Raw genomic sequence first — 26,387 nt, forward strand, 5'->3', positions numbered from 1 at the left:
GTTGGGGGAGTGCAGGTCACACGCACTGTTGAGGTGTGGTGAGGGTGAGCTGACGGTGTACGAAACGCGGTGTGGGGCAAGGGGAGTAGCTTGTCGTGTGGTGGGTCGATGGGGCCTGCTGAGGAGTGACACCGCGGAGCGAATGGCTGGAGCGGGGCGGAGGTGGCCGGTTGGTCGCTTTCGTGTTGGTCTAGTGATTGGTTGCTGGATGGTTCGTGGACCGCTGGATGGCGGGCCGGGGCCGAGATCGTTAACGGCTATCGGGTAGCGAACTGTGTGGTTTCGCATTCGCACGTTTGCGTGAAATGTGTTTTGGTGCAAGGTTTGTCGTGGGCGACCTGGTGATTTCGGGCAGGTGAAGTGAGCCGCGAACCGTCTGGTTCGTCCGTATTGTGAGACGCGGCGCGGCATTGAGAGGAATTCAGCCCGGCACATCTTGCGCCCAGTTACTCTCGCATCGGCGTCACTTTGTTACGGAACCGAATCCGAGGAGTTGGCGAAAATGACCGTCTCGTCCGAATTGTCCAGCGCGGCCTGGGCTGCGAGTTTGCCCGCGTCCTTGCGGGGCAATCTCGTAACCCTGGAGGAGGCGTATTTCCGACACGTCGACGCCGGTGACGCGGACTGCGCCATTCCCGCGACCTCTACCCACATCTTCCGTTGCCACGTCGACCTGGCTATCCAGCGTGTCCCCGGCACCGCGAATGTCCGTGTGTACCAGGCGGATGACGAGGCGGGCCTCGGCGTCGCCGTGCAGCTGGTCACCGACGATATGCCGCTGCTGGTCGAATCGGTCACCTCGTCGCTGAGCCGCCTGGGCGTCAGCGTGAGCGAGATCGTGCACCCCATCTTCGAGGTGACCCGCGACGCCGAGGGCACCCTGCAGACCGCGGTCCCGCACGAGGTCGACGGCAACGGCTCCACCGCCCTGCGCGAGTCGTGGATGCACATCCAGCTGCACCCCGCCACCAGCCGCGCCCAGCTCGAGCAGATCGAGACCTCGCTGCCCGACGTGCTCACCGACGTGCGCCGCGTCATCGAGGACACCGAGGCCATGCGCGAGGCCCAGGAGCACGTCGCGGGCGAACTCGACGCCGCGGCCGATGCCGGTAGATCCGCCTTCCCCACAACCGATCTCACCGATTGCGCCGACCTGCTGCGCTGGCTGGCCGACGGCCACTTCACCGTCCTCGGCTACGCCCGCTACGAGCGCAGCACCGTCGATGGCCAGGCCAAATCCGTCATCCTGCCCGAGACCAGCCTCGGCGTGCTGCGCCCCAATGTCGGCACCGACTTCCGCGTCCCCGACAACAGCGGCGACGAGTCCCTGCTCAGGCTGACCCAGGGCCTGGTCCCGGCCACCGTGCACCGCGGCGTCTACCCCTACTTCGTCGGCGTCGCCGAAATGGACGAATCCGGCACGGTCACCGGTGAGCACCTGTTCATCGGCGTCTTCACCGTCACCGCCCTGCACGAGAACGTCCTCGACATCCCGGTCATCAACCGCCGGGTGCGCTCCATCATCGAGGCCAGCGGCTTCGACCTGGACTCCTTCTCCGGCCAGGAGATGCTCGAGGTCATCCAGGCATTCCCCCGCACCGAACTGTTCTCCTCCGACGGTGACGCCCTGCGCCGCACCGCCAGCGCGGTCCTGAATGTCGGCATGCGCCGCCAGGTCCGGCTGTTCATGCGCATGGACGGCTACGGCCGCTTCGTGGCCTGCATGGTCTACCTCCCGCGCGACCGCTACACCACCCGCGTGCGCCTGGAGATGCAGGACATCCTGATGCGCGAACTGGGCGGCGTCTCCATCGACTACTCCGCGCGCGTGTCCGAAAGCGACCTCGCCAGTGTGTATTTCACGGTGCGCCTGCCCGACCAGGGCGCCGCCGCGGACAGCTCCGAGACCAACCGCCTGCGCATCCAGCACCTGCTCGCCGAGGCCAGCCGCACCTGGGACGACCACCTGCGCGACGAGGTCGCCACTTCCGCGCGCCTGGATCCCGTTGTCGCGCAGCGCTACGCCGAGGCCCTCCCCGAGAGCTACAAGGAGGACTTCGAGCCCCTGCGCGCCGTCGCCGACATCCTGCGCCTGCAGGGCCTGGCCGACGGCGGTATCTCGCAGCACCTCTACCGCCGCCTCGATTCCTCCCCGGGCTCATGGCGTTTCACCCTCTACGTCGGCGGCAGCGGCATCTCGCTGAGCCAGGTGCTCCCGCTGCTGCAGAGCCTCGGCGTCGAGGTCATCGACGAGCGCCCGCACCAGGTCGAACTCGATCACGGCCCCGAACAGTGGGTCTACGACTTCGGCCTGCTGGCCCGCCCCGAACTGCTGCGCAGCGCCCTGGACCGCGATATGGACGCCGAACTGGTGGAGTCCGTCGGCCGGCTGGACGCCCTCGACGCCCACGTGCGCGGCCTGCGGGAACGCTTCACCGACGCGTTCGAGGCCCTCTGGTACGGCCGCGCCGAGGCCGACGGCCTCAACGAACTGGTGCTGGGCGCGGGCATGAACTGGCGCAGCGTGTCCATCCTGCGCGCCTACTCGAAGTACTTGCAGCAGGCCGGATTCCCCTACAGCCAGGCCGCCATCACCCGCGTCCTGCTGACCTATCCCGAAGCGGCCAGCATGTTCGTCGACCTGTTCGCCGCCCTCTTCGACCCGGACTCGGCCAATCCCGACCACGCCACCGAACTCGAGGCCGCGGTCCGCCACCGCATCGACGAGGTCGTGAGCCTGGACGCCGACCGCATCCTGCGCGCCCTGCTCGGTCTGATCAAGGCCACCTTGCGCACCAACTACTACGTCACCGATGCCGAGGGCAAGGCCCGGGATTACCTGTCGTTCAAGGTGGAACCGCAGGAGATCGCCGAATTGCCCAAGCCCAGACCGCAATTCGAGATCTTCGTCTACTCGCCGCGGGTGGAGGGCGTGCACCTGCGCTTCGGCCCGGTCGCGCGCGGCGGCCTGCGCTGGTCGGATCGCCTGGAGGACTTCCGCACCGAGATCCTGGGCCTGGTCAAGGCGCAGGCGGTCAAGAACGCCGTCATCGTCCCGGTCGGCGCGAAGGGCGGTTTCGTGGTCAAGAACCCGCCCGCCGCCACCGCCGATCCGGTCGCCGACCGCCAGAACCTGCAGGCCGAGGGCATCGCCTGCTACCGCACCTTCATCTCCGGCCTGCTCGATGTCACCGACAACGTGGATCGCGCCACCGGCGCGGTGATCCCGCCCGCGCGGGTGCTGCGCCGCGACGGCGACGACACCTACCTCGTCGTGGCCGCCGACAAGGGCACCGCCACCTTCTCCGATATCGCCAATGATGTTGCCCAGTCCTATGGTTTCTGGCTCGGCGACGCCTTCGCCTCCGGCGGTTCGGTGGGCTACGACCACAAGGCGATGGGCATCACCGCCAAGGGCGCGTGGGAGAGCGTCAAGCGCCACTTCGCCGAGATGGATATCGACACCCAGTCCGAGGATTTCACCGTCGTCGGCATCGGCGACATGTCCGGTGACGTGTTCGGCAACGGCATGCTGCTCTCGCGCCACATCCGCCTGGTCGCCGCGTTCGACCACCGCCACATCTTCCTGGACCCGAATCCCGATGCGGCGGTGTCGTTCTCCGAGCGCGAGCGCATGTTCGCCCTGCCCCGCTCCTCCTGGGCCGACTACGACCGGTCGCTGATCAGCGCGGGCGGCGGCGTCTACGACCGCACGGTGAAATCGATCCCGGTCAGCGAGGAGGTGCGCGAGGTGCTCGGCCTGGCCGCCGACATCACCGCGCTCTCCCCGCCGGAGATGATCAAGGCCATCCTGAAGTCCCCGGTGCAACTGCTGTGGAACGGCGGCATCGGCACCTACATCAAGGCCAGCAACGAGACCAACGCCGATGTCGGCGACAAGTCCAACGACGTGGTCCGGGTGAACGCGAACGAGTTGCGCGTCAAGGTGATCGGCGAGGGCGGCAACCTCGGCGTCACCGCCCACGGCCGCATCGAGTTCTGCCGCCACGGCGGCAAGATGAACACCGACGCCCTCGACAACTCCGCCGGCGTGGACTGCTCCGACCACGAGGTCAATATCAAGGTCCTGCTCGACGGCGTGGTGTCGAGCGGTGAGCTGCCCGAGGCCGACCGCAACCCGCTGCTGGCCTCGATGACCGACGAGGTCTCCGCACTCGTGCTGCAGGACAACGTCTCCCAGAACATCCTCATGGGCATGTCCAGGGCCGAGGCCCCGCGCATGCTGAACGTGCACCAGCGCGTCATCGAGGATCTCGAGGAGCGCCGCGGCCTGGACCGCGAACTCGAGGCGCTGCCCAGCGACGCGGAGATGAAGCTGCGGGTGGAACAGGGCACCGGCCTCACCTCGCCCGAGTTGTCGAATCTCATGGCGCACGTGAAGCTTTCGCTCAAGACCGAACTGCTCGCCAGCGACCTGCCCGACAGCGTCTACTTCTCCGCGCGCCTGCCGCGCTACTTCCCGACCCCGCTGCGCACCCGCTTCGCCACCGCCATCAAGCGCCACCGCCTGCGCCGCGAGATCACGACCACCATGCTGGTGAACGAGGTGGTGGATCTGGGCGGCATCACCTACGCCTTCCGCCTCGGCGAGGAGATCGGAGCCTCGGCCTCGGATGCGGTGCGCGCCTTCACCGCCGCCACCCAGATCTTCGATCTGCACGCGGTGTGGAACCGCATCCGCGCCGCCGATGTCTCCACGAGCATGAAGGACGCGCTGGAGCTCGAGACCAAGCGCACCCTCGACCGGGCCTCACGCTGGCTGCTCAACAACCGCCCGCAGCCGGTGGCGGTGGGCGCGGAGATCCACCGCTATGCCCAGGGCGTGCGCACCCTCTCGCCGAAGGTGCCGGGCTGGCTGCGCGGCCACCACATCGACACCCTCAATATGCAGTCCCAGGCAATCGTCGATCAGGGCGCGCCCTCGGAGCTGGCCACCGAGGTGTTCGGCCTGCTCAACCAGTTCCCGCTGCTGGACGTCCTGGACATCGCCGACATCACCGATCGCAGCGGTGAGGAGGTGGGCGCGCTGTACTACGCGCTCAACGACCACCTCAAGATCGATTGGCTGCTGCAGGCGGTCAGCCACCTGGAACGCGGCGACCGCTGGCACGCGCTGGCCCGCCTCGCGCTGCGCGACGACATGTACGGTTCGCTGCGCTCGCTGACCCTCGATGTGCTCTCCGCCGGTGACCCGGAGGAGACGGCCGAGGAGAAAATTGCATACTGGGAGTCGAAAAACCAGTCCCGGCTGGGTCGTGCACGCAGCGCCCTGTCGGAACTGTTCGAGTCCGGAACCCACGACCTGGCCACGCTGTCGGTTGCGGCGCGGCAGGTGCGCAGCATGGTGAGCGGGGTGGGCGCGCAATCGGAGGTACCGCGTTGACGAGTGTCGGTTCGCTGAACGGCCATGCCAAGACGGCGACGCCCCAGCCGGGAGATCTCCCGGCTCCGGGCGAGCCCAAGCGTTTCCACACCAAGGTGGAGGTGCGCTGGTCGGATATGGATGCCTTCCAGCACATCAACCATGCCCGCATGGTGACGCTGCTGGAGGAGGCCCGCATCCCGTGGCTGTTCGGTGACGAGCGGCCCACGGTCAAGCTGCGGACCGGCTGTGTGCTTGCCGACCTGCGCGTGCAGTACAAGGGGCAGCTGCGGCACGAGGACACGCCCCTGGACGTGTCCATGTGGATCGAGCGGCTGCGCGCGGTGGACTTCACCGTGGGCTACGAGGTGCGCGCCGCCGGCGCCGCCCCGGACTCCGCACCCGCGGTGATCGCCTCCACCCAGCTGGCCGCCTTCGACATCGACACCCAGCGCCTACGCCGCCTCACCACCGCGGAGCGGGACTACCTGTCGCTGTGGCTGGCGGACTGACCGAGAACGACCGTTGTCGGGACAGCTGACCCTGCACGTTCCGGATCCCGCGGAACGCGAGAACCTGGCCACCTTCATATCGCACGCGCTGCGCCTGGACCCGGCGGCGGTCATCCGGCTGCGCCGGCGCGGGGACCGTTACGTCTCCGCCTGGGCCGGAACCGGTTTCGAGGCGCTGGCGGTGCGCACGGTGGTGGCCGAACTCGGGATGGACGACGTGTCGGTCGGCGGGGACGCCATCCTCGCGGGCCTGCACGGGCCGGACGCGGCCAAGGCTTTTGGCCTCGGCTTCGCCATGGATTCGGCCTGGCGGGCGGCGCTGCCGCCGGAGGCCGGGTTCGTCCATATCGACGATGTGCCCGCGCGCATGCTCGTCGAATTGGCCGAGCGCGGAGCCGAATTGGCGGAGGAGCACGGCAGCCGCCACGGTCCGCCCGCCGCCCTGCTGGATCAGACGGTGCTCACCGTGTCCGGCGGCGGCGAGCAGGTCGAGGTGCCCATGCGGGTCGTGTTCGCCCTCGCCGCTATGGATTTCATTCCGCACGGCGGCGAGAAGACCGACTCCCGGCGCATCTCGGTCGACGAGATCGTGCGCGTCCGCGCGGCCCGCACCTGGCTGCGCCTGGACGCCCGCTACGGCTCCGTCGCCCGCCGCCGCGGCCCCGCCCTGCCGCTGCTCGCGCACTGATTCCCGCCCGCCGGGGCCTTCGCACCCGTGACTGGCGGCTGAACTGCGCGCGTGCTCTACCTTGGGTAGGCATGAGCGATGTCGCGATCGTGACCGAGTGGGTCGACCTGAAGGTCGGCGAATCCGTAATGAGCGCCTATGTGGCGCGTCCCGCGGAGCCGGGCGCTTACCCCGGAGTTGTTGTGGGCCATGAGATCTACGGCCTGCACGCGACGGCCCGGGCGGCCGCCGACCGTCTCGCCACACTGGGCGTCATCGTCGTCATGCCGGACCTGTTCCATCGCGTCGCCCCGCGCGCCGAACTGGAACTGCACGTCGATCGCGACCGCGGCCTGGAACTGCTGCGCACCCTCGAGCGCCCCGAGGTCGTCGACGACGTCGCCGCCTGCCTCGACGAACTGCGCCGCCGAAACGCCGTCTCCCTCAACATGGTCGGCTTCAGCGCGGGCGGCCACGTCGCCTACTACGCCGCGACCCAGCTCCCGCTGGCCGCCACCGCCGCCTTCTACCCCGGCTGGCTGACCAACACCGACATCCCGCTGTCCACACCGGAACCCACCGTCGAGGCCACCCCCGGCATCACCGGCCGCATCCTGCTGTTCTTCGGCGGCGAAGACCCGCTGATCGATGCCGAGGCCCGCGACGAACTCGAAGAAGCCCTGAGCGCCAACGGCATCCAGCACGACATCGTCGTCTACGACCCCGCCCCGCACGGCTTCCTGTTCCCCGGCCGCGACTCCTACCGCCCCGAATTCGCCGAGGACGCATGGTCGAAGCTGGCTGATCTGCTCCGCTGAACGGGGGAGCGGGTCAGTGGATGCCGAAGGCGCGGAGCCCGGCGGTGACCACAGCGGCGGACAGGGTCACCACCAGTAGCGGCGCCCGCTTCCACGCCAGCCCGGCCGCGACCAGCACGCCCGCGGGCAGCGCCCACCCGAATTGGCTACCGCCCGAGGGCATCAGCGTGGTGACCGCCAGCGCCGTGAGCAGAACTACCGACGCGATCTCCAGCAGCCGAACGGTGCGCGGCGAGATCTTCACCCGGCTGCGCAGCATCGGCCCCGCGAAGCGAAACGCGAAGGTGCCGATGGCCAATGCCATCGCACCCATCAGCAGCGCCTTGGTCATCGCCGCACCGTCGTCCCGGAGGTGGCTCGCATCAGACGGATCCGGCCGTGGCGGCAGCGTTGGTGGTGGTGAGGCTCTCCGCGGTGGTCTCGTCGCTCGAATCGGATTCGGCGGCACCGGCGCGCCGCACGACCAGCAGCACGGCGGTCAGCGCCAGCAGCACCGGCAGGCCCGCGCCCAGGAACGGGGTGGTCGCGGCCGCGACCGCGGCACCGGCCAACGCGGCTGTGCGGGTGAGGGGTTCGCGCAGGGCGGGCAGGACCAGGGAGAACAGCACGGCCGGGAAGACGGCGTCGAGGCCGAAGGCATTGGGGTCCGGGACCACCGAGCCGAGGACCGCGCCGATGGCCGCGCCGAGCGGCCAGGCCGCCAGCACCGCGAGGCCGCACAGCCAGTAGGCGGCGCGCCGCCGGTCGCGATCCGGCTGGGCCATGGCCATGGCGACCGATTCGTCGTTCATGACGTGGGTGCCGAGCAGCCGCCGCCAGCCGGTGCCGACCACATCGGGGACGGACAGGCCGTAGGGCAGGTGCCGCGCGTTGACCAGCAGCCCGGCCAGCACGGCCGCGACCAGGCCGCCGCCCGCGGTGAGGATGCCGATGAAGACGAACTCCGAGCCGCCCGCGACCACGGCGATGCTCATGAGCACCGGCAACCAGCCGGGCAGTCCCGAGGTCACCGCGGTAGCGCCGTAGGATATGCCGATCATGGCGACTGCCAGGCAGATCGCCGCGATACCTGTGAGCACACCCCGATCGAGTGTTCGCCATGCCGAACGCATGTTTTCTATAATGAACACAGCGGGCCGGGTTAGTCAAAGGGACACCCCTGTGTCCCGGTACTGTGAACCTCATCATGACCCAGCCAGACAGCTCCCTGCCTGCGCCGCTGCGGGAGGTGCCTCAGTCGGAGATTCCGCTGCCCCCGGCAGAGGCTCCAGAGTCTCCGCAAGAGGCCATCGCCGCCGCCCTGCGCCGGGAGCGCGCCCGCTCCGGACTCTCGCTGACCGAGGTCGCGCGTCGCGCCGGAATCGCCAAATCGACACTGTCCCAACTGGAATCGGGCTCCGGCAATCCGAGCATCGAAACCCTGTGGGCACTCTGCATCGCGCTGGACATCCAGTTCTCCCGGCTGCTGGATCCCCCGAGCCCACAGGTTCAGGTCATTCGCGCGGGACAGGCTCCGGCGCTCGCCTCGGGCCAGTCCGAGTACCGCATCGCCCTGCTGGCTGCCTCCCCGCCCGCGGTCCGGCGCGACATCTACCGCCTCACCGCCGAGCCCGGCCATCCCCGTGAGTCCGATCCGCACAGCCGCGGCGTCGTCGAACACGTCGTGCTGTGCGCGGGCCGCGCGCGGGTCGGCCCCGCCGACGCTCCCGTCGAGCTCGAACCCGGCGACTACATCTGCTACCCCGGCGATATGCCCCACGTCTTCGCGGCGCTGGAGCCCGGCACCTGGGGCATGCTCATCAGCGAATACAGCTGACCGGCGTTCAGGCCGCGCCCTCGCCGAGATACTGCAGCCAGGTCGGGTCCAGTTCGGAACTGGCCGACAGCAGGCGCCAGTGCGGGCCCTTCGGGGCGACCATCGGATGGTGCAGCACCCAGCCCAGTTCGCTCAGCAGTTTGTCGGCCTTGCGGTGATTGCACGGCGCGCACGAGGCGACGCAGTTCTCCCACGAGTGCGCGCCGCCGCGGCTGCGCGGAATCACGTGGTCGATGGTCTCGGCCTTGCCGCCGCAGTAGGCGCAGCGATAGCGGTCGCGGTGCATGAGGGCCGCGCGGGTCATCGGTACCCGTGCCCGGTACGGGACGCGCACATAGGTGCGTAATCGGATCACCGAGGGGAGCGCCACCGAGGTCCCGGCGGAATGCACGACCGGACCCTCCGGATTGTCGTGCACGGCATCGGCCTTGTCGCAGATCAGCAGCACGATGGCGCGACGCGCGGACAGGGCGGTGAGCGGCTCGTACGTGGCGTTCAGAAGCAGCACGCGGCGCTTGGCCCAGGCGGGAACGGGTGCTGCGGTGGGCGGATGATGCGAATGTTCGCGATGGTCGCCCGGATGGGCCGGCTCGGGATGCGCGGCCGGGTGATGCTCGGAATGAGAATGTTCGGACAATAAATGCAGCGGAGTAGCCCCCGACCCACGATTGTGGACGTCGGCGGGCTGGAGTTGTCGATGCGTGCGCGCCTCGTGACGGGCGCCGTGCCGCTGCTTCATGGGCCATACCCCGGTTTCGTATTCGTCCGATTGTGTGGTATCTCGGCAGACTGCCACCCAGTTGACCATGGTTTCGCGCACAATGCCATCTCTTTCACCACATTGCGGGGCACATTCGGATGAACAGGATGTGACGGTTGTGCACGGGTGCTTTTCCGGGTGCCCGATCGCCCGGTCGAGACCCCGAAACGGGCCGCGAATCGACGGCACGGGCACAATGGGGGCGTGACTTCCGGCGAGCAGACCGCAACATCCTTCTACGAGGCCGTGGGCGGTGAGAAGACCTTCCACCGGATCGTGGCGGCCTTCTATCGCGAGGTGGCCGCGGACGAGGTGTTGCGGCCGCTGTATCCGGAGCAGGATCTGGGTCCCGCCGAGCGCCGGCTGCGAATGTTCCTCGAGCAGTACTGGGGCGGGCCGCGGACCTACTCCGACGAGCGCGGGCATCCGCGGCTGCGGATGCGGCACATGCCGTTCAAGGTGGGCCCGATCGAGCGCGACGCGTGGCTGCGGGCCATGCACATCGCGGTGGCGGAGATCGAGCCCGAGGTGCTCGACGCGGAGCACCGGCAGCAGCTGCTCAACTACTTCGAGATGGCCGCCAATTCGCTCATGAACTCGCCTTTCTGAATTCGTTCCGCAGAAGTCGCAGCGTCCCACAGGGTTTCCGCTTGTCCGCAGGACGCCGCTGATCATTTGCTGAAACTGGACAAGTACTGACAACGCACCCGCGAAAGTCGGTGTGCTTTGGCACCATTACGGCTGTGAGTGACATTTCGGTAGCTGCCGGGGATGGGGACGCGGGGGTCCCGTGGTGGCGATCGGCCGTGTTCTACCAGGTCTACCCGCGTTCCTTCGCCGACTCCGGCGGTGACGGGGTGGGCGATCTGGGCGGATTACGCGACAAGCTGGGCTATCTCGAACTACTCGGGGTGGACGCGCTGTGGATCTGCCCGGTGATGCGCTCGCCCATGGCCGACGGCGGCTACGACGTCTCCGATCCGCGCGATATCGACCCGCTCTTCGGTGGGATCGAGGCGCTGGAGGAGATCATCGCCGAGGCGCACGACCGGGACATGCGGGTGACCATGGACCTGGTGCCCAATCACACCAGCGATCAGCACCCGTGGTTCCGGGCGGCGCTGGCGGCGGGGCCGGGCAGTCCGGAGCGGGCGCGCTACTGGTTCCAGGACGGCCGCGGGCCGGACGGCGCTGTGCCGCCGAACAATTGGCCGAGCATCTTCGGCGGTCCGGCCTGGACCCGGGTGACCGAGGCGGACGGCAGACCCGGGCAGTGGTACCTGCACATCTTCGCGGCCGAGCAACCCGATCTGAACTGGGAAAACCCGGAGGTGGCAGCCGATTTCGAGCAGACCCTGCGGTTCTGGCTGGACCGCGGGGTGGACGGGTTCCGGCTCGATGTCGCGCACGGCATGGCCAAGCCGGAGGGCCTGCCCGATATGGAGCACATCCCGACCCAGATGCTGCACCTCGACGACGACGATCCGCGCTTCAACAATCCCGGTGTGCACGAGATCCACCGGCGCATCCGCAAAGTGATGGACGAGTACCCGCACGCGGTGTCCATCGGCGAGGTCTGGGTCAACGACAACACCCGCTTCGGCGAATACGTCCGCCCGGACGAGCTACACCTGGCCTTCAACTTCCGGCTGGCCCAAACCCCGTTCCAGCCGGAGCGGATTCGCGCCGCCGTCGACAATTCGCTGCACGCGGTCGCCGGGGTCGCGGCCTCGCCCACCTGGACGCTGTCCAATCACGACATCGAGCGCGAGGTCACCCGCTACGGCGGCGGATCCGTCGGGCAGGCGCGGGCGCGGGCCATGATCATGGTGGAGCTGGCGCTGCCCGGTGCCGTATTCGTCTACAACGGCGCCGAATTGGGGCTGCCGAACGTCGACGACCTGCCCGAGGAGGTCCTGCGGGATCCGACCTGGGAGCGCTCCGGGCACACCGAGCGCGGCCGGGACGGCTGCCGGGTGCCGCTGCCGTGGGAGGGGGACCGGCCGCCGTTCGGCTTCACCACCGGGCGCCCGTGGCTGCCCATGCCGCCGGAGTGGGCGGCGGTGACCGTGGAGACCCAGTTGGAGCGGCTGGACTCGATGCTGTCGCTGTATCGGATGGCCATCGAATCGCGGGCCGCGCGGCCGGAATTCGCGGGCGGGCTGGAGTGGTACGGGAGCCCGCCGGGCTGCCTGGCGTTCCGCCGCGAGGGCGGATTGCTGTGCGTGCTCAATGCCACCGACGCGCCGATTCTGCTGCCCGCCGGGGACGTGCTGCTGACGAGCGCACCGATCAACGGAAGGAAACTGCCGGCCAACTCGACGGCGTGGCTGGTCTGAAGACAGCCCTGGTTGGCCTCGAGAAAAGGTCCGGTTGGTCTGAAAGGTGATTGTTACGACACGGTCGCATAACCCTTACCGGTCGTAGTAGTCGACGCGGCATCGACTACCGTTGCCCCCGTGAGCATTCTCCAGACAGTGCTGATCTACGTCGGCATCCCGGTCGCGATCTATCTGGTGATCGCCGGATTGTCGTTCCTCGGCAAGCCGCTGCCGGGCAAGAAGCCGGCACACTACGAACTCGGTGACACGTGGACCCAGCCCCCGGTGCTGTGGAGCGCGACCGACGAGGTGACCGGATCCGGCCACCACGACACTGCTGATTCGCATGGTGACCATGCGGCTATCGAATCCGCCCCCGCGGACCTGATCGGAGGCCGGGCAAGTGGCAAGTTCTAATTGGCCCGCGGTGAACGAGGCCGACCTACCCCACGGCTGGGCGATCACCTCCAGCGGCCGGGTCTCCGGTGTGCACGAGGCCGGCGACATCTTCAACGACGCGCCGTTCACCGACCGCGAGCGGCTGCTCATGGACAACGCTCTCACCGATGCCACCCGGGCCACCAAGGTGCGCTTCAACATCTTCATCGGTGACCTGGGCGCCGACTCCGCGGCAGGCGTCGACGCCCTGTTCCCGTCCACCCCCGAGGCCGCCCGCTCGGTCCTGATCGCGGTGGACCCGAACACCAACTCCGTCGAGGTTCGCTCCGGCCGCGACGTCGCCGAGCGCGCCAACGACCGCGTCTGCCAGCTCGGCGCCACCGCCGCCCTCAGCTCCTTCCGTCAGGGCGACCTGATCGACGGCCTGGTGTCCGCGGTTCGCGTCATGGCCGCCACCATCGGGCGCGTCTAGTTCGTAAGCACGAATACGGCCCGGTCCCTGGGGGACCGGGCCGTTGTTCATTTCCCCGGAGTTCGCTCTCAGCAGATCGAGGCGCGGCGGCGGGCCGGGAGAACCTACGCTCGGAATATGTCCGAGCATCCGCGTTTGACAGCGATTCCCGGTGGTCTCGACGAGACGGGCCGGGAGCGGGGTAAGCCCGCGGCCAAGTCCCCCGCGCGAGAACCGCTGTGGCGCGAGGCCCTCGGCGAGCAACTCCGCTCGCGCCGTCTGGATCTCGGTGAGAAACTCACCGAAACCGCTGGCCGGGCGGGTATCTCACCCCAGTACCTGTCCGAGGTCGAACGCGGCCGCAAGGAGCCCTCGAGCGAGATGATCGCCGCCCTGGCCGGAGCCCTGGGCACCACCCTGAGCGGCCTCACCTTGCAGGTGGCCCAGGAACTGCATCGTCGTCAGCTGGCCTCCTTCACCCGCACCACCGCGCCCCAGCGCTGCTCCGGTCAGGCTCTCCTGCTCGCCGCGTAGATCTCGAATCAGGCTCGGGGGCCGAGGATTTGGTCGGCCAGGCCGTAGGCGAGGGCGGTTTCGGCGGTGAAGACTCGGTCGCGGTCGGTGTCGCGGCGGAGGGTTTCGGGGGATTGGCCGGTGTGGGCGGCGAGGATGGCCTCCACCTGGGCTCGCATGCGGACGATTTCGTCGGCCTGGAGGATGAGGTCGGGGATGGTGCCCTGGCCTCGGATCGCGGGCTGGTGCAGGACGATTCGGGAGTGGGGCAGGACATTGCGGCGGCCCTTCGCGCCGCCCGCCAGCAGCACCGCGCCGACCGCGATGGCCTGGCCGACGCAGGTGGTGACCACGGGGGATTGGATGTGCTGGATGGTGTCGTAGATGGCGAGCATCGCCGACAGGTCGCCGCCCTCGCAGTTGATGTAGAGGTTGATGTCCTGGCCGGGGCTCTCGGCGTCCAGGTGCAGGAGCTGGGCGATGAGGGCGTTGGCGACGCCGGAGTCGATGGGGGTGCCGAGGTAGACAATGCGCTCGGTGAGCAGGTGCGAGTAGACGTCCATGATGCGTTCGCCGCGCGGGTCGCGGGCGATCACGTTCGGGATGGTGTAGCTGGTCACGGGGTGCCTCCTGGAGAAGTGCTGGGGCCCTGGGAATTACGCCGAAATACCCAGGCGATGGCGTTCGGGGATGACTTGGTTGAACGACTCCACGATGTGGTCGATGAAGCCGTACTCCCGGGCCTGGGTGGCGGTGAACCAGCGGTCGTGCAGGGAGTCCTCGAAGACCTGCTCGTAGGGCTGGCCGGTGTCCTGCGCGATCAGGCCGAGCACGGTCTGCACGGTGTAGCGCAGATCGTCGGCCTGCACCTCAACCTCGACCGCGCTGCCGCCGATGCCCGCCGAACCCTGATGCATGAGCACCCGGGCGTGCGGGAGTGCGTAGCGACGCCCCGGGGTGCCCGCGGAGAGCAGGAATTGTCCTGCGCTGCATGCCAATCCGAGTGCCAGGGTGGACACCTCGCACGGCACCAGGCGCATCACGTCGCGGATGGCGAGCATGGACGGCACCGACCCGCCGGGTGAGTGGATCCACAGCGAGATACCCGCCTCCGGATCCTCGGCCGCCAGCGCCATCAGCTGGGTCATCAGCAGGGTGCCGTTGTCATCGTCGAGTGCGCCGTCCAGGACCAGCACCCGGCGGGCGTAGAGCTGTTCGCGGGTCCGCCAGTTGAACATCGGAGTCTTGTTCTCAGCCATGACTTCACGGTGCCGCAATCGGTCGGCGAAAGCCCCGCCACGCTGCTGTGAGCAGATCCGCTCACGGCAGCGCGCGTCGGGACCGGGGCGGCGTGCGTCGGGACCCCGAAATCAGGGGCACTGGTTCGGCGGTCTTCTGAGCCGGGTCCGCGAGCCCTAATGTGCTGAGTGTTAGGGGAATTGGGAATCCCGGATCGGCCCCGACCCTTTCCGGGGCAAGACGACGGCCCTCCCGGATCTTCCGGGAGGGCCGTCGCCGTGTGAAACGCGTTGCCGCGCTGTCGGTTTCTAGCCGCGGTCGAAGGCGCGGGCGCGCAGCGAGCGCTCGATGCCCGCCTTGCCCTCGACCACCAGGCGGCGCAGGGCGGGCGGGTGCTCACCGGCGAGGAACTTGTCCGCGACCGCCACCGCCTCGTCGGTGATGGCCCAGTGCGGGTAGAGACCGACCACGACGGTCTGGGCGACCTCGCTGGAACGGCGCTCCCACACCGCCGGGATCTCGGCGAAATACCGCTCCACATAAGGCGTCAGCAAATTCGCCTGACCCGCCGGTGCGAAGCCGGCGACGATGGCGCGGGTGGTGATGTTGGCGACCGAGTCATCGTTCATGACGGTGTCCCACGCCTGCTCCTTGACCGCGGCCTGCGGGCGGGCGGTGGCGGCCGCAGCGGCCTGGCGGCGGCCCGCGGCGGTGTTGTCGCGCGCCAATTCCTCGTCGATGAGCGGGGTTTCGACGCCGTCGGAGTCGATGGCCCCGGCTGCCGCGAGCGCCTGGGTGAGCCGCCAGCGCAGATCGGTGTCGACGGTCAGGCCCGGCAGGCCCACGCCCGCCGGATCACCGGCGAGCAGTTGCCGCAGCACCTGCACGTGCCGGTCCGCGAGCACCGCGCCGGTGAGCGCGTTGACGAAGGCCAGCTGGTGGTCCGAGCCCGCACCGGCCTCGCGCGCCAGTTCCAGCAGGCGGTCGGCGTAGGCGGGCCAGCCCTGCGCGGTCGCCCACTCCGGGTCGGCGTAGGCGCCGAGCGCGGTGCTCGCCTGCATGAGAAGCCTTTGCACGACGCCGATCTCGGTTTCCGCGCCGACGCCGGACTGCACCAGCGCCACGAAGTCGCGGGCCTTCATCTCGGCCTGGCGGGTCATCTCCCAGGCGGCCGACCAGGCCAGGGTGCGCGGCAGCGGCTCGGCGATATCGGCGATGCGGGCCACCACGGTGTCGAGCGAGTCGGCGTCGAGGCGGACCGAGCAGTAGGTGAGGTCGTCGTCGTTGATCAGCACCAGCTTGCCGCGGCCGACGCCGACCAGCTCCGGCACCTCGGTGCGCTCGGCCGGGTCGATGTCGAGCTCGACGCGCTTGGTGCGCACCAGCTTTCCATCCTGGTCGTCGTAGACGCCGATGGCGAGACGGTGCACGCGGCGCTCACCGGCGCCGGGCTCCGCGCCCTCCTGGATGACGGTGAAGGAGGTGAAGTTGCCGTCCGCGTCCACGGTGAAGTCCGGGCGCAGGATGTTCAGGCCGGTGGTCTTGAGCCACTGCGCGCCCCAGTCCGACAGGTCGCGGCCCGACGCCTTCTCCAGCGCGCCCACCAGATCGTCGAAAGTGGCGTTGCCGTAGGCGTGTTCGGTGAAGTAGTCGCGCAGGCCCGCCAGGAACGGCGCCTCGCCGACGTAGGCCACCAGCTGCTTGAGCACCGAAGCGCCCTTGGCGTAGGTGATGCCGTCGAAGTTCACCTCGACCGCGGCCAGATCCGGGATGTCGGCGGCGATCGGGTGGGTGGAGGGCAGCTGGTCCTGCCGGTACGCCCAGGACTTCTCGACATTGGCGAAAGTGGTCCAGGCATTGGAGTATTCGGTCGCGCTGACCTGGCACAGCACCGAGGCGAAGGTCGCGAACGACTCGTTCAGCCACAGGTCGTCCCACCACTTCATGGTGACCAGGTCGCCGAACCACATGTGCGCCATCTCGTGCAGCACGGTCTCGCAGCGGCGCTCGTAGGAGGCGCGGGTGACCTTGGAGCGGAAGACGTAATCCTCCAGGAAGGTGACCGCGCCCGCGTTCTCCATTGCGCCCGCGTTGAATTCGGGGACGAACAGCTGGTCGTACTTGCCGAAGGCGTAGGGCACACCGAAATTTGTGTGGTAGAAGCCGAAGCCCTGCTTGGTCTCGGTGAAAAGCCGTTCGGCGTCCATGAATTCGGCCAGCGAGGCGCGGCAGTAGATGCCGAGCGGGATCTCGCCGTGCGCGTCGCTGTAGGTGTCGGTCCACTTGGCGTAGGGGCCGGCGATGAGCGCGACCAGGTAGGTGCTCATGCGCGGGGTGGTGGCGAAGGTGTGGCGGACCACGGTGCCGATCTTGTGCGTGTCCACGACCGCGCCGTTGGAGATGACCTCCCAGTCCTCCGGCGCGGTGACGATCACGTCGTAGGTGGCCTTGAGGTCCGGCTGGTCGAAGCAGGCGAACATGCGCTTGCAGTCGGCGGTTTCGAACTGCGAGTACAGGTAGACCTTGTTGTCGGTCGGGTCGACGAAGCGGTGCAGGCCCTCGCCGGTGTTGGAGTACTCGCCGTCGGCCTCGACCACGAGCTCGTTGGAGGCGGCCAGGTTCGGCAGGGTCAGGCCCTGCTCCTCGTCGTAGCCGCTCACGTCCAGCGGCACGCCGTTGAGGACGGCCGAGCGCACGCCCGCGCCCACGAAATCGATGAAGGTCTGCGCACCCGGCGTCGCGGTGAAGGTCACCGTCGACTTGGTGTGGAAGCTCTCACGGCGCGGCTCGTCGGCATTGGTGGGCTGCCCGGTCAGGTCCAATTCGACCCGGTAGTTCTCCACCTGGACCGTCGCGGCGCGTTCGATCGCCTGCTCGCGGGTGAGATTCGGTGCGGACAAGGGTGGGCTCCTTAGCTCTCGGAGAACTGCTGCCGTGCAGGTGCGTCCGGTGTGGTGGGCGACGCTGCCCACGGTCGACGCGTGATGCGATGCGTCCACGCGGGGACACTCGAGCGGACCGAACAATTCTCCACTCGCGGCCCCGCGCGGACGCGACGTTCCCCACAATGCCACGTCAGGAAGTTCCGAGCGCTCGACCGCGGGTCAAGGGGCAGGTCGGGCCGTCGGTAAGCTCTGCGGCGGCAGCAATCGCCCCAGCACGAGGAGGACCGTTGAAGCACATCCACGCCGGTAAGGTGCGCGACCTGTACGAGGACGGCGACTCGCTGATCCTGGTCGCATCCGACCGGGTGTCGGTGTACGACGTGGTGCTGCCCACCCCGATCCCGGACAAGGGCGCGCTGCTCACCCAGCTGTCGAACTGGTGGTTCGGGTTCTTCTCCGATGTGCCCAACCACATTCTGTCCACCACCGACGTGCCCGCCGAGTTCGCGGGCCGCGGCGTGCGGGTCAAGCCGCTGAAGATGGTGAAGGTCGAGTGCATCGCGCGCGGCTACCTGACCGGCGGCGGGCTGGCCGAATACCAGCGCTCCGGCACCGTGTCCGGCATCGCGCTGCCGCCCGGCCTGCGCGACGGCGACAAGCTGCCCGAGCCCATCTTCACCCCCACCACCAAGGCCGACGCCGGGCACGACGAGCCGATCAGCTTCGAGGACGTGGTGAACCAGGAGGGCAAGGAGGTCGCCGAGCAGCTGCGCGACCTGACCCTCTCGATCTACGCCCGCGGGGCCGAGCACGCCGCCGCCAACGGTGTGATCATCGCCGATACGAAGATCGAACTCGGTTGGGACGGTGACGTTCTCACCGTCGGCGACGAGGTGCTGACCTCCGACTCCTCGCGTTTCTGGCCCGCCGACGACTACGAGCCGGGGCGTCCGCAGAAGTCGTTCGACAAGCAGTTCGTGCGCGACTGGTCGACCTCGACCGGCTGGAACAAGGAGTACCCGGGTCCCGAGATTCCGGCCGAGGTGGTCGACGTGACCCGGCAGAAGTACGTCCAGGCCTACGAACTCATCACCGGCAACACCTGGAACGGCGTCCAGGGCTGAGCCGAAACCACGGCTCTAAGCCGGAACTGACTGGGCGGCAAGGAAGTTCGCGACGAACCCGTCGGCCTGTCGCTCCAGGGCGGCGTACTGGGCCTCGCGTTCCGCGCCGACGGTCGGGGCATTGATGAGCAGCGTGCCGTCGGCGTCGATGCGCTGGCGGCGCTCCTCGGCATCGGGTAGCAGGCCGACGGTCGAGTGCGAGAAGCCGCAGTAGTAGGCGATTCCCATGTTGAGCTGGCCCTCGAGGGTCTGCTGCATGAACGGGATCAGCGCATCGTCGGCGGCGGCGCCGGCCAGGCCCAGCCAGAGCATGCGCTTGCCCGCCAGTCGGGGCTTGCTGCGGCCGTAGGCGAAACCGTAGTTCCAGACCCGATCGATCCAGCCCTTGAGCACGGCGGGGACGCTCGCCCAGTAGACGGGGAACGCCGCGATCACGAGGTCGGCGGCCAGAATTCGGTCCATGTGCTGGTGGACCTCGGGGGAGTAGGTCTTCTCGCGATTGCCCCAGTCGGGTTGATCGGCCTCGGTCATGCGCGGATCGAAGCCCTCGGCATGCAGATCCAGCAGGTCGATGCGGTATCCGGCGGCCTCCAGCTGGGCGGCGGCCCGGCGGGCGATGTGCGCGGTGAGGGAATCGGAGCGGTGGTGGGCGACCACGACCAGGGCCGTGCGGGGCTGGTCGATACCGTTGTGCGACAAGGAATTCCTCCTGGATCGGGGCGGTTGTTCGTTCCGGTGACTCCAGTAGACCCGGTCTCGCGTGGACGATCCATGGGTGGAAAGCTCCGATCGATAGGAATTCGTCTACGCTCGATCGGGTGGATCCCCTGAGCAAACTATTGAGCGGCATTCGAGCCGAAGGGTCGGTGCTCACGCACGCCGTCATGCCCGCGCCTTGGACCATCCGCTTCCCCGACCGCGCTCCACTCACCATGATCACCGTCATGCGTGGCGGCGGTATCCTGCGGCTGCCGGACGGCGAGGAGCGAACCCTTGGCGTCGGCGACACCGCCCTGATCCGCATCACCGACGAATTCCGGCTCATATCAGGGGATTTCAATGATGCTCATGCTGGTCCGAACAGTCCGGCCACCGAGTACGAGATCGCCTGCTTCACCGGTGATTCCGAGTGTGAGGGTGAGGAACTCACCGGAATCCGTTGGGGCGGTGAAGCGGACGCCACCGCCCTGCTGGTCGGCGCCTACCGCGCCTCCTCCCGCCGCCACGACCGCCTGCTGCGCGCCCTCCCGCCGGTGCTCACGATCCACGAGAACATGGACACCTGCGCCTGGTTCGAACAGGCCGCCGCCTCGGCCGTCGATCAGAGCGCGGGCTCCCAGGCCATGATGGATCGTCTGCTCGACTGGAGTCTGGTCTGCACCCTGCGCACCTGGTTCGAACAGGCCGGACCCGACGCCCCCACCTGGTTTCGCGGCCTCTCCGACCCGATCGTCGCCCCGGCCCTGCACGCTATCAACACCACCCTGTCGGCCCCCTGGAGCGTCGCCTCCCTCGCCGCCGAATCCCGGGTCTCCCGAGCGCTTTTCGCCAAACGCTTCGCCGCAGTCATGGGCCAGCCACCACTGGCCTACCTGACCGCCGCCCGCATGGACGAGGCCGAGGAACTCCTCACCGACACCGACCTCACCATCGCCCAAATAGCCAAATCCGTAGGCTACGCAGACCCTTTCGGCTTCTCCGCCGCCTTCAAACGCCACCGCGGCCTCAGCCCCACCGCCTTCCGCACGGCCGCCGCCTGACCGGTCAAGGGCGGCGGAGGCGGGCGGCTCGGATGGTCAGGTAGTTGCGTTCGGGGAGGCTGGTGGTTTGGCGGGCGGCGGAGGTGTAAGCGGCGATGGCTTCTTCTGGGTCGCCTGCCATTTCGTAGAGGTGACCTCGGACGGCGTCCAACCGGTGATTGCCGGAGAGGGAATCCCGGAGTGTGTCGGTCAGGTCCAGGCCCGCCTGGGGGCCGTGGACCATGGCCAGGGCGACGGCACGGTTGAGGGTGACCATGGGGTTGGGGGATTGGCGTTCGAGGGCGTTGTACAGCAACAGTATTCGGGGCCAGTCGGTGTCTTCTGGGCGTAGGGCCTGGGCGTGGAGGGCGGCGATGGCGGCCTGGATTTGATACTGGCCGATGAGGCCGCTGCGGACCGACGCGGTCGCGAGGCGGACGCCCTCGATGATCATTTCGCGGTCCCAGAGGCTGCGATCCTGTTCGGCGAGGGGGATCAGTTCGCCGTGTTCACCGGTGCGGGCCGCGCGCCGGGCCTCGGTGAGCAGCAGCATGGCGAGGAGTCCCGTGACCTCGGGATTGTCGGGGAGCGCGCGAAACAGCGCACGGGTCAGGCGAATCGCCTCTGTCGACAGATCGGCCCGGCGTAGTCGTTCGCCGCCGCTGGTGTGGCCCTCGGTGTAGATAAGGTAGAGCACCCGCAGCACACTGTCGAGCCGCGTATCCCATTCCGCCCGTTGCCCGTTCGACTCCGCGGGCATGGCGAACGGTCGCTCCTCGGCGGCCAGCCGCTTCTTGGCGCGCGTGATCCGTTGCGCCATGGTGCGTTCCGGCAGCAGGAAGGCCCGCGCGATCTCCTCGGTGGTGAGCCCGCCGACCGCACGCAGCGTCAACGCGATCGCACTCGCGGGCGACAGTGCCGGATGACAGCACAGGAAGAACAGTGTGAGCGTGTAATCGCGGTCCGCGCCCGCCGGTTCGAGATCACGCAGAGCGAGCCGTCCCCAGCTGTCGCCCTCCAGTCGCGCGATCGCCGCGTCCGAGGGGTCGGGTGTCGCGCCGTTCAACCGCTCCGGATCGTGGATTGCGTTGGCTTCCTCGCGGTTTCGGCGGGAGATGTCGGCGCGGATGCTGTCGATCATGCGGCGTTGGCCGACGGAGATGAGCCAGGCGCGGGGGTTGTCGGGGCGGCCGTCGGCGGGCCATTGGGTGGCGGCGGCGAGGAGGGCTTCCTGGAGGGCGTCCTCGGCGGCGTCGAAGTCGCCGTAGCGGCGGACGAGCGCGCCGAGGACCTGCGGCGCGAGATCGCGGAGCAGGTCCTCGAGGGTCGGGTCCGGCATCAGAGCTCGGCGGCGGGGGGTGCGCTCATGATCGGGCGGACCTCGATGTACTCGCCGATCGGCTTGCCGCCGGGGCCGGGCGCGGCCGAGGCCTTGGCGGCGATCTCGACGGCCCGCTCGGGCGAATCGACGTCGACGATCCAGTATCCGGCCAGGAATTCCTTGGTCTCGGGGAACGGCCCGTCGGTGACCACCGGCGCGGAACGGCCGTCGGACATGACGATGCGGGCCTGGCCCGGATCGGAGAGGCCCTGGGCGTCGACGAGTTCGCCGGACTTGGCCAGCTCCTCGCCGAGGGTGCGCTGGAAGTCGATGTGCGCCTGGATCTCCTCGGGTTCCCAGTCGCCGACGGACGTGTCGCAGTAGGCGGCGGGGGAGTAGGTCTTGATCAGCATGTACTTCACGGTCGGCTCCTTGCGGTGGGGTGCGCCGGGCGGCGCTCTCATCAACGGGTCGGAGCCACGCACGCCCTCGCGACGCACCCTGCGCTCCGAGCTATGTGACGGTGGTCACAGGGTCTCGGGATCCACGGCCTCGCCGCCGAGGATCAGCTGCTTGATCTTGTCCGTCACATCCCACACGTTCACGTTCATTCCCGCCAGTACCCGATTGCCGGAATCGAGCCAGTACGCGACGAATTCACGCTTGCCCAGATCGCCGCGCACCACCACGTGCGCCTGCTGCTTGGGCCCGACATAGCCGGTGTACTCCATGCCGAGGTCGTACTGATCGGTGAAGAAATACGGCAGCCGGTCGTACACGGCCGGTTTCCCGAGCATGGTCAGCGCCGCCACCGCGGGCTGGTTCAGCGCGTTCGCCCAGTGCTCCACCCGGATTCGCTGCCCCAGTACCGGATGCTGCTGATCGGCGATATCGCCGACCGCGACGATGTCGGGATCGCTGGTGGCCAGGCTCTCGTCCACCAGGACGCCGCCGCCCACGGCCAGCCCGGCGTCGGCGGCCAATTCGATATTGGGCCGCGCGCCCACCGCCATCAGGACCGCGTCCGCCTCGATGAGGGTGCCGTTGTCGAGGCGCACGCCGGTGGCCTTGCCGCCCGAGGTGGCGATCTCGCCGACCTTCACCCCGAGCCGCAGATCGACCCCGTGGTCGCGATGCAGCTGGGCGAACACCTCACCCATCTCGGTGCCCAGCGCGGCCTGCAACGGCACCGATTCCGTTTCCAGCACAGTCACTTCCACGCCCGCTGCCCGCGCCGCCGCGGTCACCTCGAGCCCGATCCATCCGGCCCCGATGACGGCCAGTCGCCGTGCGGTGCCGAACAGGGCGAGCAGCGCGTCGGAATCCTCGATGGTGCGCAGCACGTGCACGCCCTCGGCGTCCGCGCCCGGCAGGCGCAGCAGCCGCGGCCGGGATCCGGTGGCCAGTGCCAGCTTGTCGTAGGGCAGTGTCGTACCGTCCGGCAGCGCAACGGTTTTCGTGGCGCGGTCCACGGCGGTGACGGTGGTACCCGGCATCACCTCGACATGGTGGTCGCGATACCACTGCGCCGGATCGACGGTGAAGTCGACCAGGGCCTTCTTGCCCAGCAGATGCTCCTTGGACAGCGGCGGCCGCTCGTACGGCAGGTGGTACTCCGTGCCGATGAGCGTCACCGTTCCGTCGAAGTCATTGGCGCGCAAGGCTTCCGCGAGCTTGGCCGCGGCCAGCCCACCTCCCGCGATGACGAACCTGGCTGTGGTCATGCCGAAACCTCCCTGCTCACGCGGTCGGGTCCGCCCACCAGGACGTGATCTCCCGACGAGGCCGATAATCCGACCCTAGACCCGGCCGAGTCGGGCCGAGCGGAAATATCGGCAACAATCCCGGTTGTTGCGCATGGGGGACGGCCGTGCCCCCGGCCGCCGAGAACTGCGAAAGGACTTCCCTGTGAGCGACACCAAGAAGGACCGGGTCGATTTCTGGTTCGACCCGCTGTGCCCGTGGTGCTGGATCACCTCCCGCTGGATCCTCGAGGTCGAGCAGGTCCGCGATATCGAGGCGCACTTCCACGTGATGAGCCTGTCGGTCCTCAACGAGGGCCGCGAGGGGCTGCCCCCGCAGTACGAGGAGCTGCTCGCGACCGGATGGGGTCCGGTCCGGGTCGCCATCGCCGCCGCGGCCGAGCACGGCGACAAGGTGCTGCTGCCGCTGTACACCGCCATGGGCACCCGGCTGCACAACCGCCGCGCCGACTATGAGCGCGAGGACGGCTCGCGTGCCGAGCTGCTCGCGCAGATCATCGCCGAATCGCTGGCCGAGGTGGGGCTGCCCGCCGAGCTGGCCGCGGCCGCGCAGAGCACCGACTTCGACGAGGCGTTGAAGGCGTCGCACCACGCGGGCATGGACAAGGTCGGGCCGGATGTCGGCACGCCGACCATCCACATCAACGACACCGCGTTCTTCGGGCCGGTGCTGTCGCGGATTCCGCGCGGCGAGGAGGCGGGCAAGGTGTGGGACGGAGCGGTCGCGCTGGCTTCGTACCCGCACTTCTTCGAGCTCAAGCGGACTCGCACCGAGGATCCGGTCTTCGACTGACGCAGCATCTTCAGCGGAATGTGAATCGGGCGGGTCCAGTGCGGACCCGCCCGATTCGCGTCGGCCTCAGTTCGGGCCGCGGTACTCCTGATACGTCGTGCCGTCGTACCCCGGCGGATTGCCGTAGGGCTGCGGCGCGTTGCCGTACGCCTGGGGGACGCCGTATCCGGCGGGCGGCTGGAAACCGCCGTAGGGCTGGGCCGCGATCGGCGGGGCGGGCGGGGCGGAGGGCCGCCAGAACAACTTGCCGTGGCGGCTGCGGTCGCGCAGTGCCCACATGCGCCAGGTCAGCACCGGGTGGCTGGACATGGCGTTCACGATCCAGACGAAGAAGCCCTTCTCCTGGGCGGCGCGGTCGGCCATCTCGTCGAAACCGACCAGATTGTTCAGGTACTTGCCCGCGCCGATGGTCTGCATCGCCGCGGGCGCACCCTGCGGGCGATTGCAGAAGCCGTGATTGTCGGCCGTGTACTCCTGGGAGCGGATCAGCGAGCTGCCCAGGATCGGCACATACGATCCGGCGAACATGCCGAGCTGCCGCCAGTACGAGACATGCCCGGCGGCGATGTGCCCGACCTCGTGGCCGATGATGAACGCCAGCGCGTCGGGATTGCGTGCCGCGCCGCCGATTTCGAACAGGTCGCTGTAGACGACCACGAACCGGCGGAAGCCGTGGCCGGAGGCGAAGGCATTGATCTGGCCGTTGCCCAGCACCACGTAGGCGTCGGGCACCTTCGTCATCCCGAAGCGGGCCGCGGCCTCCTGGACCATGCGATAGCCCTCGGGGAACTGCGTGGGCGACATCTTCACGCCGTTGACGCGCTGGGTCGCGTAGGTCATACCGCGGATCAGGTAGACCACCAGCGGCGCGAACACCAGGATCAGGGTGATCTGGTCCGCGTTCCCGGTGAACAGCAACAGCAGTGCGAACAGGTACGCGATCACCGTGATGATCACGACGATCACCAGCAGCGGGATCTCCCAGTTGTGCCGCGCGGGCATCCCGTACGGGGACAGGCCGCGGGTCTGCTGCACGATCGGCGGCGGGGGCGGCGAATACGCTTGCTGCGGAGCCCAACCCGGCGGGCCCAGGCGCGGATCCCAGCCGGTCGCGCCATTGATCACGGGCGGGTAGCCGCCGGTGGGCGGTTGGGCAGGCGGGCCGCCGACGGGATAGCTGCCGGTGGGCGGCTGCCCCGGCGGGCTGCCGGCCGGTTGTCCCCCGTAGGCGTTCGGCGGTGGTGAATTGTCGTCGGACGTCATGCCTGGATAGTACGTTTCACCGAGGTCCGCGGTTCGGCCTCGTTGCGGGTCGCTCGCGGGCTCGCGGTGGCGCGACTCACGGTCCGCGCCGCCGGGTGAGAGCCCCCTTTCCGATCGGGCGCGGGCGTCCTGACAGAATCGCTGCCATGCGCGTATACCTGGGTGCCGACCATGCCGGCTTCGAACTGAAGAACCACGTCAAGGCTCACCTGGAGAGCCAGGGCCACGAGGTCGTCGACTGCGGCGCGCTGGAATACGACGCCCTCGACGACTACCCGGCCTTCTGCATCGAGGCCGCCCGCCGCGTCGTCGCCGACCCGGGTTCGCTGGGCTTCGTGTTCGGCGGTTCCGGCAATGGCGAGCAGATCGCCGCCAACAAGGTGCCCGGCGCCCGTTGCGCCCTCGGCTGGAGCGTGGAGACCGCCCAGCTCGCGCGCCAGCACAACAACGCGCAGCTGCTCGGCATCGGCGGCCGCATGCACACCACCTCCGAGGCGCTCGCCATCGTCGACGCCTTCATGACCACCGCGTGGTCGGACGAGGAGCGCCACCAGCGCCGCATCGACATCCTCGCCGAGTACGAGAAGACCGGCGTCCCCCCGGCCCTCCCGAACTGACCT

The 26,387-nt window shown here is 68.7% G+C and carries 25 protein-coding genes; 14 read left to right on the forward strand and 11 right to left on the reverse strand.

The genetic code is table 11. The features are described 5' to 3' along the window. The first annotated feature begins 502 nt into the window (after positions 1-502). The 4 genes from ACAM49_RS18185 (at position 503) to ACAM49_RS18200 (ending at position 7,380) form a co-directional block, all read left to right on the forward strand. Complete coding sequence (locus tag ACAM49_RS18185) at positions 503-5,404, forward strand: NAD-glutamate dehydrogenase (protein ID WP_369636713.1); 4,902 nt, start codon at positions 503-505, stop codon at positions 5,402-5,404. 95 nt (positions 5,405-5,499) lie between these two features. Then, positions 5,500-5,895, forward strand: coding sequence for an acyl-CoA thioesterase (locus tag ACAM49_RS18190; protein ID WP_369636750.1), 396 nt, complete (start codon positions 5,500-5,502; stop codon positions 5,893-5,895). Positions 5,896-5,908: 13 nt separating this feature from the next. Continuing rightward, positions 5,909-6,583: a hypothetical protein gene (locus ACAM49_RS18195; protein WP_083913275.1), complete on the forward strand. Its 675-nt coding sequence runs from the start codon at positions 5,909-5,911 to the stop codon at positions 6,581-6,583. A 71-nt stretch (positions 6,584-6,654) separates the two neighbouring features. Next, positions 6,655-7,380: a dienelactone hydrolase family protein gene (locus ACAM49_RS18200; RefSeq protein ID WP_369636714.1), complete on the forward strand. Its 726-nt coding sequence runs from the start codon at positions 6,655-6,657 to the stop codon at positions 7,378-7,380. Between the two features lie 13 nt (positions 7,381-7,393). On the opposite strand, the gene ACAM49_RS18205 is transcribed toward ACAM49_RS18200, so the two are convergent. Then, complete coding sequence (locus tag ACAM49_RS18205) at positions 7,394-7,711, reverse strand: AzlD domain-containing protein (RefSeq protein WP_369636715.1); 318 nt, start codon at positions 7,709-7,711, stop codon at positions 7,394-7,396. A gap of 31 nt (positions 7,712-7,742) precedes the next feature. Next, entirely contained in the window at positions 7,743-8,492 is a 750-nt protein-coding gene (locus ACAM49_RS18210) for an AzlC family ABC transporter permease (RefSeq protein ID WP_369636716.1), read from the reverse strand. A 74-nt stretch (positions 8,493-8,566) separates the two neighbouring features. Between ACAM49_RS18210 and ACAM49_RS18215 the strand changes: the two genes are divergently transcribed. Then, positions 8,567-9,196, forward strand: coding sequence for a helix-turn-helix domain-containing protein (locus ACAM49_RS18215; protein WP_369636717.1), 630 nt, complete (start codon positions 8,567-8,569; stop codon positions 9,194-9,196). Positions 9,197-9,203: 7 nt separating this feature from the next. Here ACAM49_RS18215 and ACAM49_RS18220 read toward each other — a convergent pair whose 3' ends face one another. After that, positions 9,204-9,935 (reverse strand): HNH endonuclease, encoded by a 732-nt coding sequence (locus ACAM49_RS18220; RefSeq protein ID WP_369636718.1) that lies wholly within the window; start codon positions 9,933-9,935, stop codon positions 9,204-9,206. Positions 9,936-10,160: 225 nt separating this feature from the next. Between ACAM49_RS18220 and ACAM49_RS18225 the strand changes: the two genes are divergently transcribed. The 5 genes from ACAM49_RS18225 to ACAM49_RS18245 all read left to right on the forward strand — a co-directional run bounded on the left by ACAM49_RS18225 (position 10,161) and on the right by ACAM49_RS18245 (position 13,661). Then, the gene (locus ACAM49_RS18225) at positions 10,161-10,565 is read left to right on the forward strand and encodes a globin (RefSeq protein WP_369636719.1); all 405 of its coding nucleotides are present in this window, start codon (positions 10,161-10,163) and stop codon (positions 10,563-10,565) included. 134 nt (positions 10,566-10,699) lie between these two features. Continuing rightward, entirely contained in the window at positions 10,700-12,295 is a 1,596-nt protein-coding gene (locus tag ACAM49_RS18230) for a glycoside hydrolase family 13 protein (RefSeq protein ID WP_369636720.1), read from the forward strand. 120 nt (positions 12,296-12,415) lie between these two features. Continuing rightward, entirely contained in the window at positions 12,416-12,694 is a 279-nt protein-coding gene (locus ACAM49_RS18235; RefSeq protein WP_369636721.1) for a hypothetical protein, read from the forward strand. Then, positions 12,681-13,148, forward strand: coding sequence for a DUF5130 domain-containing protein (locus ACAM49_RS18240; protein WP_369636722.1), 468 nt, complete (start codon positions 12,681-12,683; stop codon positions 13,146-13,148). Before ACAM49_RS18235 ends, ACAM49_RS18240 begins: the two co-directional genes overlap by 14 nt. 117 nt (positions 13,149-13,265) lie before the next feature. Continuing rightward, positions 13,266-13,661 (forward strand): helix-turn-helix domain-containing protein, encoded by a 396-nt coding sequence (locus ACAM49_RS18245; RefSeq protein WP_369636723.1) that lies wholly within the window; start codon positions 13,266-13,268, stop codon positions 13,659-13,661. A gap of 8 nt (positions 13,662-13,669) precedes the next feature. Here the strand turns inward: ACAM49_RS18245 and ACAM49_RS18250 are convergent, their stop codons facing one another. From ACAM49_RS18250 to pepN, 3 genes are all read right to left on the reverse strand, one after another. Then, positions 13,670-14,260, reverse strand: a complete 591-nt coding sequence (locus ACAM49_RS18250) for a ClpP family protease (RefSeq protein WP_369636724.1) — start codon at positions 14,258-14,260, stop codon at positions 13,670-13,672. 36 nt (positions 14,261-14,296) lie between these two features. Then, positions 14,297-14,899 carry a ClpP family protease gene (locus tag ACAM49_RS18255; protein ID WP_369636725.1) on the reverse strand — a complete coding sequence of 201 codons (603 nt, stop codon included), beginning with the start codon at positions 14,897-14,899 and terminating at the stop codon, positions 14,297-14,299. Positions 14,900-15,187: 288 nt separating this feature from the next. Beyond that, positions 15,188-17,779, reverse strand: a complete 2,592-nt coding sequence (pepN, locus tag ACAM49_RS18260) for an aminopeptidase N (RefSeq protein ID WP_369636726.1) — start codon at positions 17,777-17,779, stop codon at positions 15,188-15,190. 272 nt (positions 17,780-18,051) lie between these two features. Between pepN and ACAM49_RS18265 the strand changes: the two genes are divergently transcribed. Beyond that, on the forward strand, positions 18,052-18,888 hold the full coding sequence (locus ACAM49_RS18265) for a phosphoribosylaminoimidazolesuccinocarboxamide synthase (RefSeq protein ID WP_369636727.1): 837 nt from the start codon (positions 18,052-18,054) through the stop codon (positions 18,886-18,888). A gap of 15 nt (positions 18,889-18,903) precedes the next feature. On the opposite strand, the gene ACAM49_RS18270 is transcribed toward ACAM49_RS18265, so the two are convergent. Beyond that, on the reverse strand, positions 18,904-19,587 hold the full coding sequence (locus ACAM49_RS18270; protein ID WP_369636728.1) for an NAD(P)H oxidoreductase: 684 nt from the start codon (positions 19,585-19,587) through the stop codon (positions 18,904-18,906). 119 nt (positions 19,588-19,706) lie between these two features. Between ACAM49_RS18270 and ACAM49_RS18275 the strand changes: the two genes are divergently transcribed. After that, positions 19,707-20,648: an AraC family transcriptional regulator gene (locus ACAM49_RS18275; protein WP_369636729.1), complete on the forward strand. Its 942-nt coding sequence runs from the start codon at positions 19,707-19,709 to the stop codon at positions 20,646-20,648. 4 nt (positions 20,649-20,652) lie between these two features. On the opposite strand, the gene ACAM49_RS18280 is transcribed toward ACAM49_RS18275, so the two are convergent. The 3 genes from ACAM49_RS18280 to ACAM49_RS18290 all read right to left on the reverse strand — a co-directional run bounded on the left by ACAM49_RS18280 (position 20,653) and on the right by ACAM49_RS18290 (position 23,672). Then, entirely contained in the window at positions 20,653-21,966 is a 1,314-nt protein-coding gene (locus tag ACAM49_RS18280) for an RNA polymerase sigma factor (protein ID WP_369636730.1), read from the reverse strand. Beyond that, positions 21,966-22,370 carry a YciI family protein gene (locus ACAM49_RS18285; protein WP_369636731.1) on the reverse strand — a complete coding sequence of 135 codons (405 nt, stop codon included), beginning with the start codon at positions 22,368-22,370 and terminating at the stop codon, positions 21,966-21,968. The genes ACAM49_RS18280 and ACAM49_RS18285 overlap by 1 nt, the downstream gene beginning before the upstream one ends. Before the next feature lie 105 nt (positions 22,371-22,475). Next, positions 22,476-23,672 (reverse strand): NAD(P)/FAD-dependent oxidoreductase, encoded by a 1,197-nt coding sequence (locus tag ACAM49_RS18290; RefSeq protein ID WP_369636732.1) that lies wholly within the window; start codon positions 23,670-23,672, stop codon positions 22,476-22,478. A gap of 184 nt (positions 23,673-23,856) precedes the next feature. Between ACAM49_RS18290 and ACAM49_RS18295 the strand changes: the two genes are divergently transcribed. Then, on the forward strand, positions 23,857-24,504 hold the full coding sequence (locus tag ACAM49_RS18295) for a DsbA family protein (RefSeq protein ID WP_369636733.1): 648 nt from the start codon (positions 23,857-23,859) through the stop codon (positions 24,502-24,504). 66 nt (positions 24,505-24,570) lie between these two features. On the opposite strand, the gene ACAM49_RS18300 is transcribed toward ACAM49_RS18295, so the two are convergent. Continuing rightward, positions 24,571-25,506 carry a M48 family metallopeptidase gene (locus ACAM49_RS18300; protein ID WP_369636751.1) on the reverse strand — a complete coding sequence of 312 codons (936 nt, stop codon included), beginning with the start codon at positions 25,504-25,506 and terminating at the stop codon, positions 24,571-24,573. A gap of 407 nt (positions 25,507-25,913) precedes the next feature. Between ACAM49_RS18300 and ACAM49_RS18305 the strand changes: the two genes are divergently transcribed. Continuing rightward, positions 25,914-26,384: a ribose-5-phosphate isomerase gene (locus tag ACAM49_RS18305; protein ID WP_369636734.1), complete on the forward strand. Its 471-nt coding sequence runs from the start codon at positions 25,914-25,916 to the stop codon at positions 26,382-26,384. The last annotated feature ends 3 nt before the right edge of the window (positions 26,385-26,387 follow it).

It is taken from the genome of Nocardia sp. JMUB6875 (genome assembly GCF_041154655.1).
In the GTDB taxonomy this organism is placed as follows: Bacteria; Actinomycetota; Actinomycetes; order Mycobacteriales; family Mycobacteriaceae; genus Nocardia.

Excerpts from the sequence above, each read along its gene's own strand:
- ACAM49_RS18280 (WP_369636730.1), bottom strand. The coding sequence starts at position 21,966 with ATGCCGGACCCGACCCTCGAGGACCTGCTCCGCGATCTCGCGCCGCAG.
- ACAM49_RS18245 (WP_369636723.1), top strand. The coding sequence starts at position 13,266 with ATGTCCGAGCATCCGCGTTTGACAGCGATTCCCGGTGGTCTCGACGAG.
- ACAM49_RS18205 (WP_369636715.1), bottom strand. The coding sequence starts at position 7,711 with ATGACCAAGGCGCTGCTGATGGGTGCGATGGCATTGGCCATCGGCACC.
- ACAM49_RS18200 (WP_369636714.1), top strand. The coding sequence starts at position 6,655 with ATGAGCGATGTCGCGATCGTGACCGAGTGGGTCGACCTGAAGGTCGGC.
- ACAM49_RS18185 (WP_369636713.1), top strand. The coding sequence starts at position 503 with ATGACCGTCTCGTCCGAATTGTCCAGCGCGGCCTGGGCTGCGAGTTTG.
- ACAM49_RS18300 (WP_369636751.1), bottom strand. The coding sequence starts at position 25,506 with ATGCCCGCGCGGCACAACTGGGAGATCCCGCTGCTGGTGATCGTCGTG.
- ACAM49_RS18290 (WP_369636732.1), bottom strand. The coding sequence starts at position 23,672 with ATGACCACAGCCAGGTTCGTCATCGCGGGAGGTGGGCTGGCCGCGGCC.
- ACAM49_RS18215 (WP_369636717.1), top strand. The coding sequence starts at position 8,567 with ATGACCCAGCCAGACAGCTCCCTGCCTGCGCCGCTGCGGGAGGTGCCT.
- ACAM49_RS18210 (WP_369636716.1), bottom strand. The coding sequence starts at position 8,492 with ATGCGTTCGGCATGGCGAACACTCGATCGGGGTGTGCTCACAGGTATC.
- ACAM49_RS18255 (WP_369636725.1), bottom strand. The coding sequence starts at position 14,899 with ATGGCTGAGAACAAGACTCCGATGTTCAACTGGCGGACCCGCGAACAG.
- ACAM49_RS18220 (WP_369636718.1), bottom strand. The coding sequence starts at position 9,935 with ATGAAGCAGCGGCACGGCGCCCGTCACGAGGCGCGCACGCATCGACAA.
- ACAM49_RS18305 (WP_369636734.1), top strand. The coding sequence starts at position 25,914 with ATGCGCGTATACCTGGGTGCCGACCATGCCGGCTTCGAACTGAAGAAC.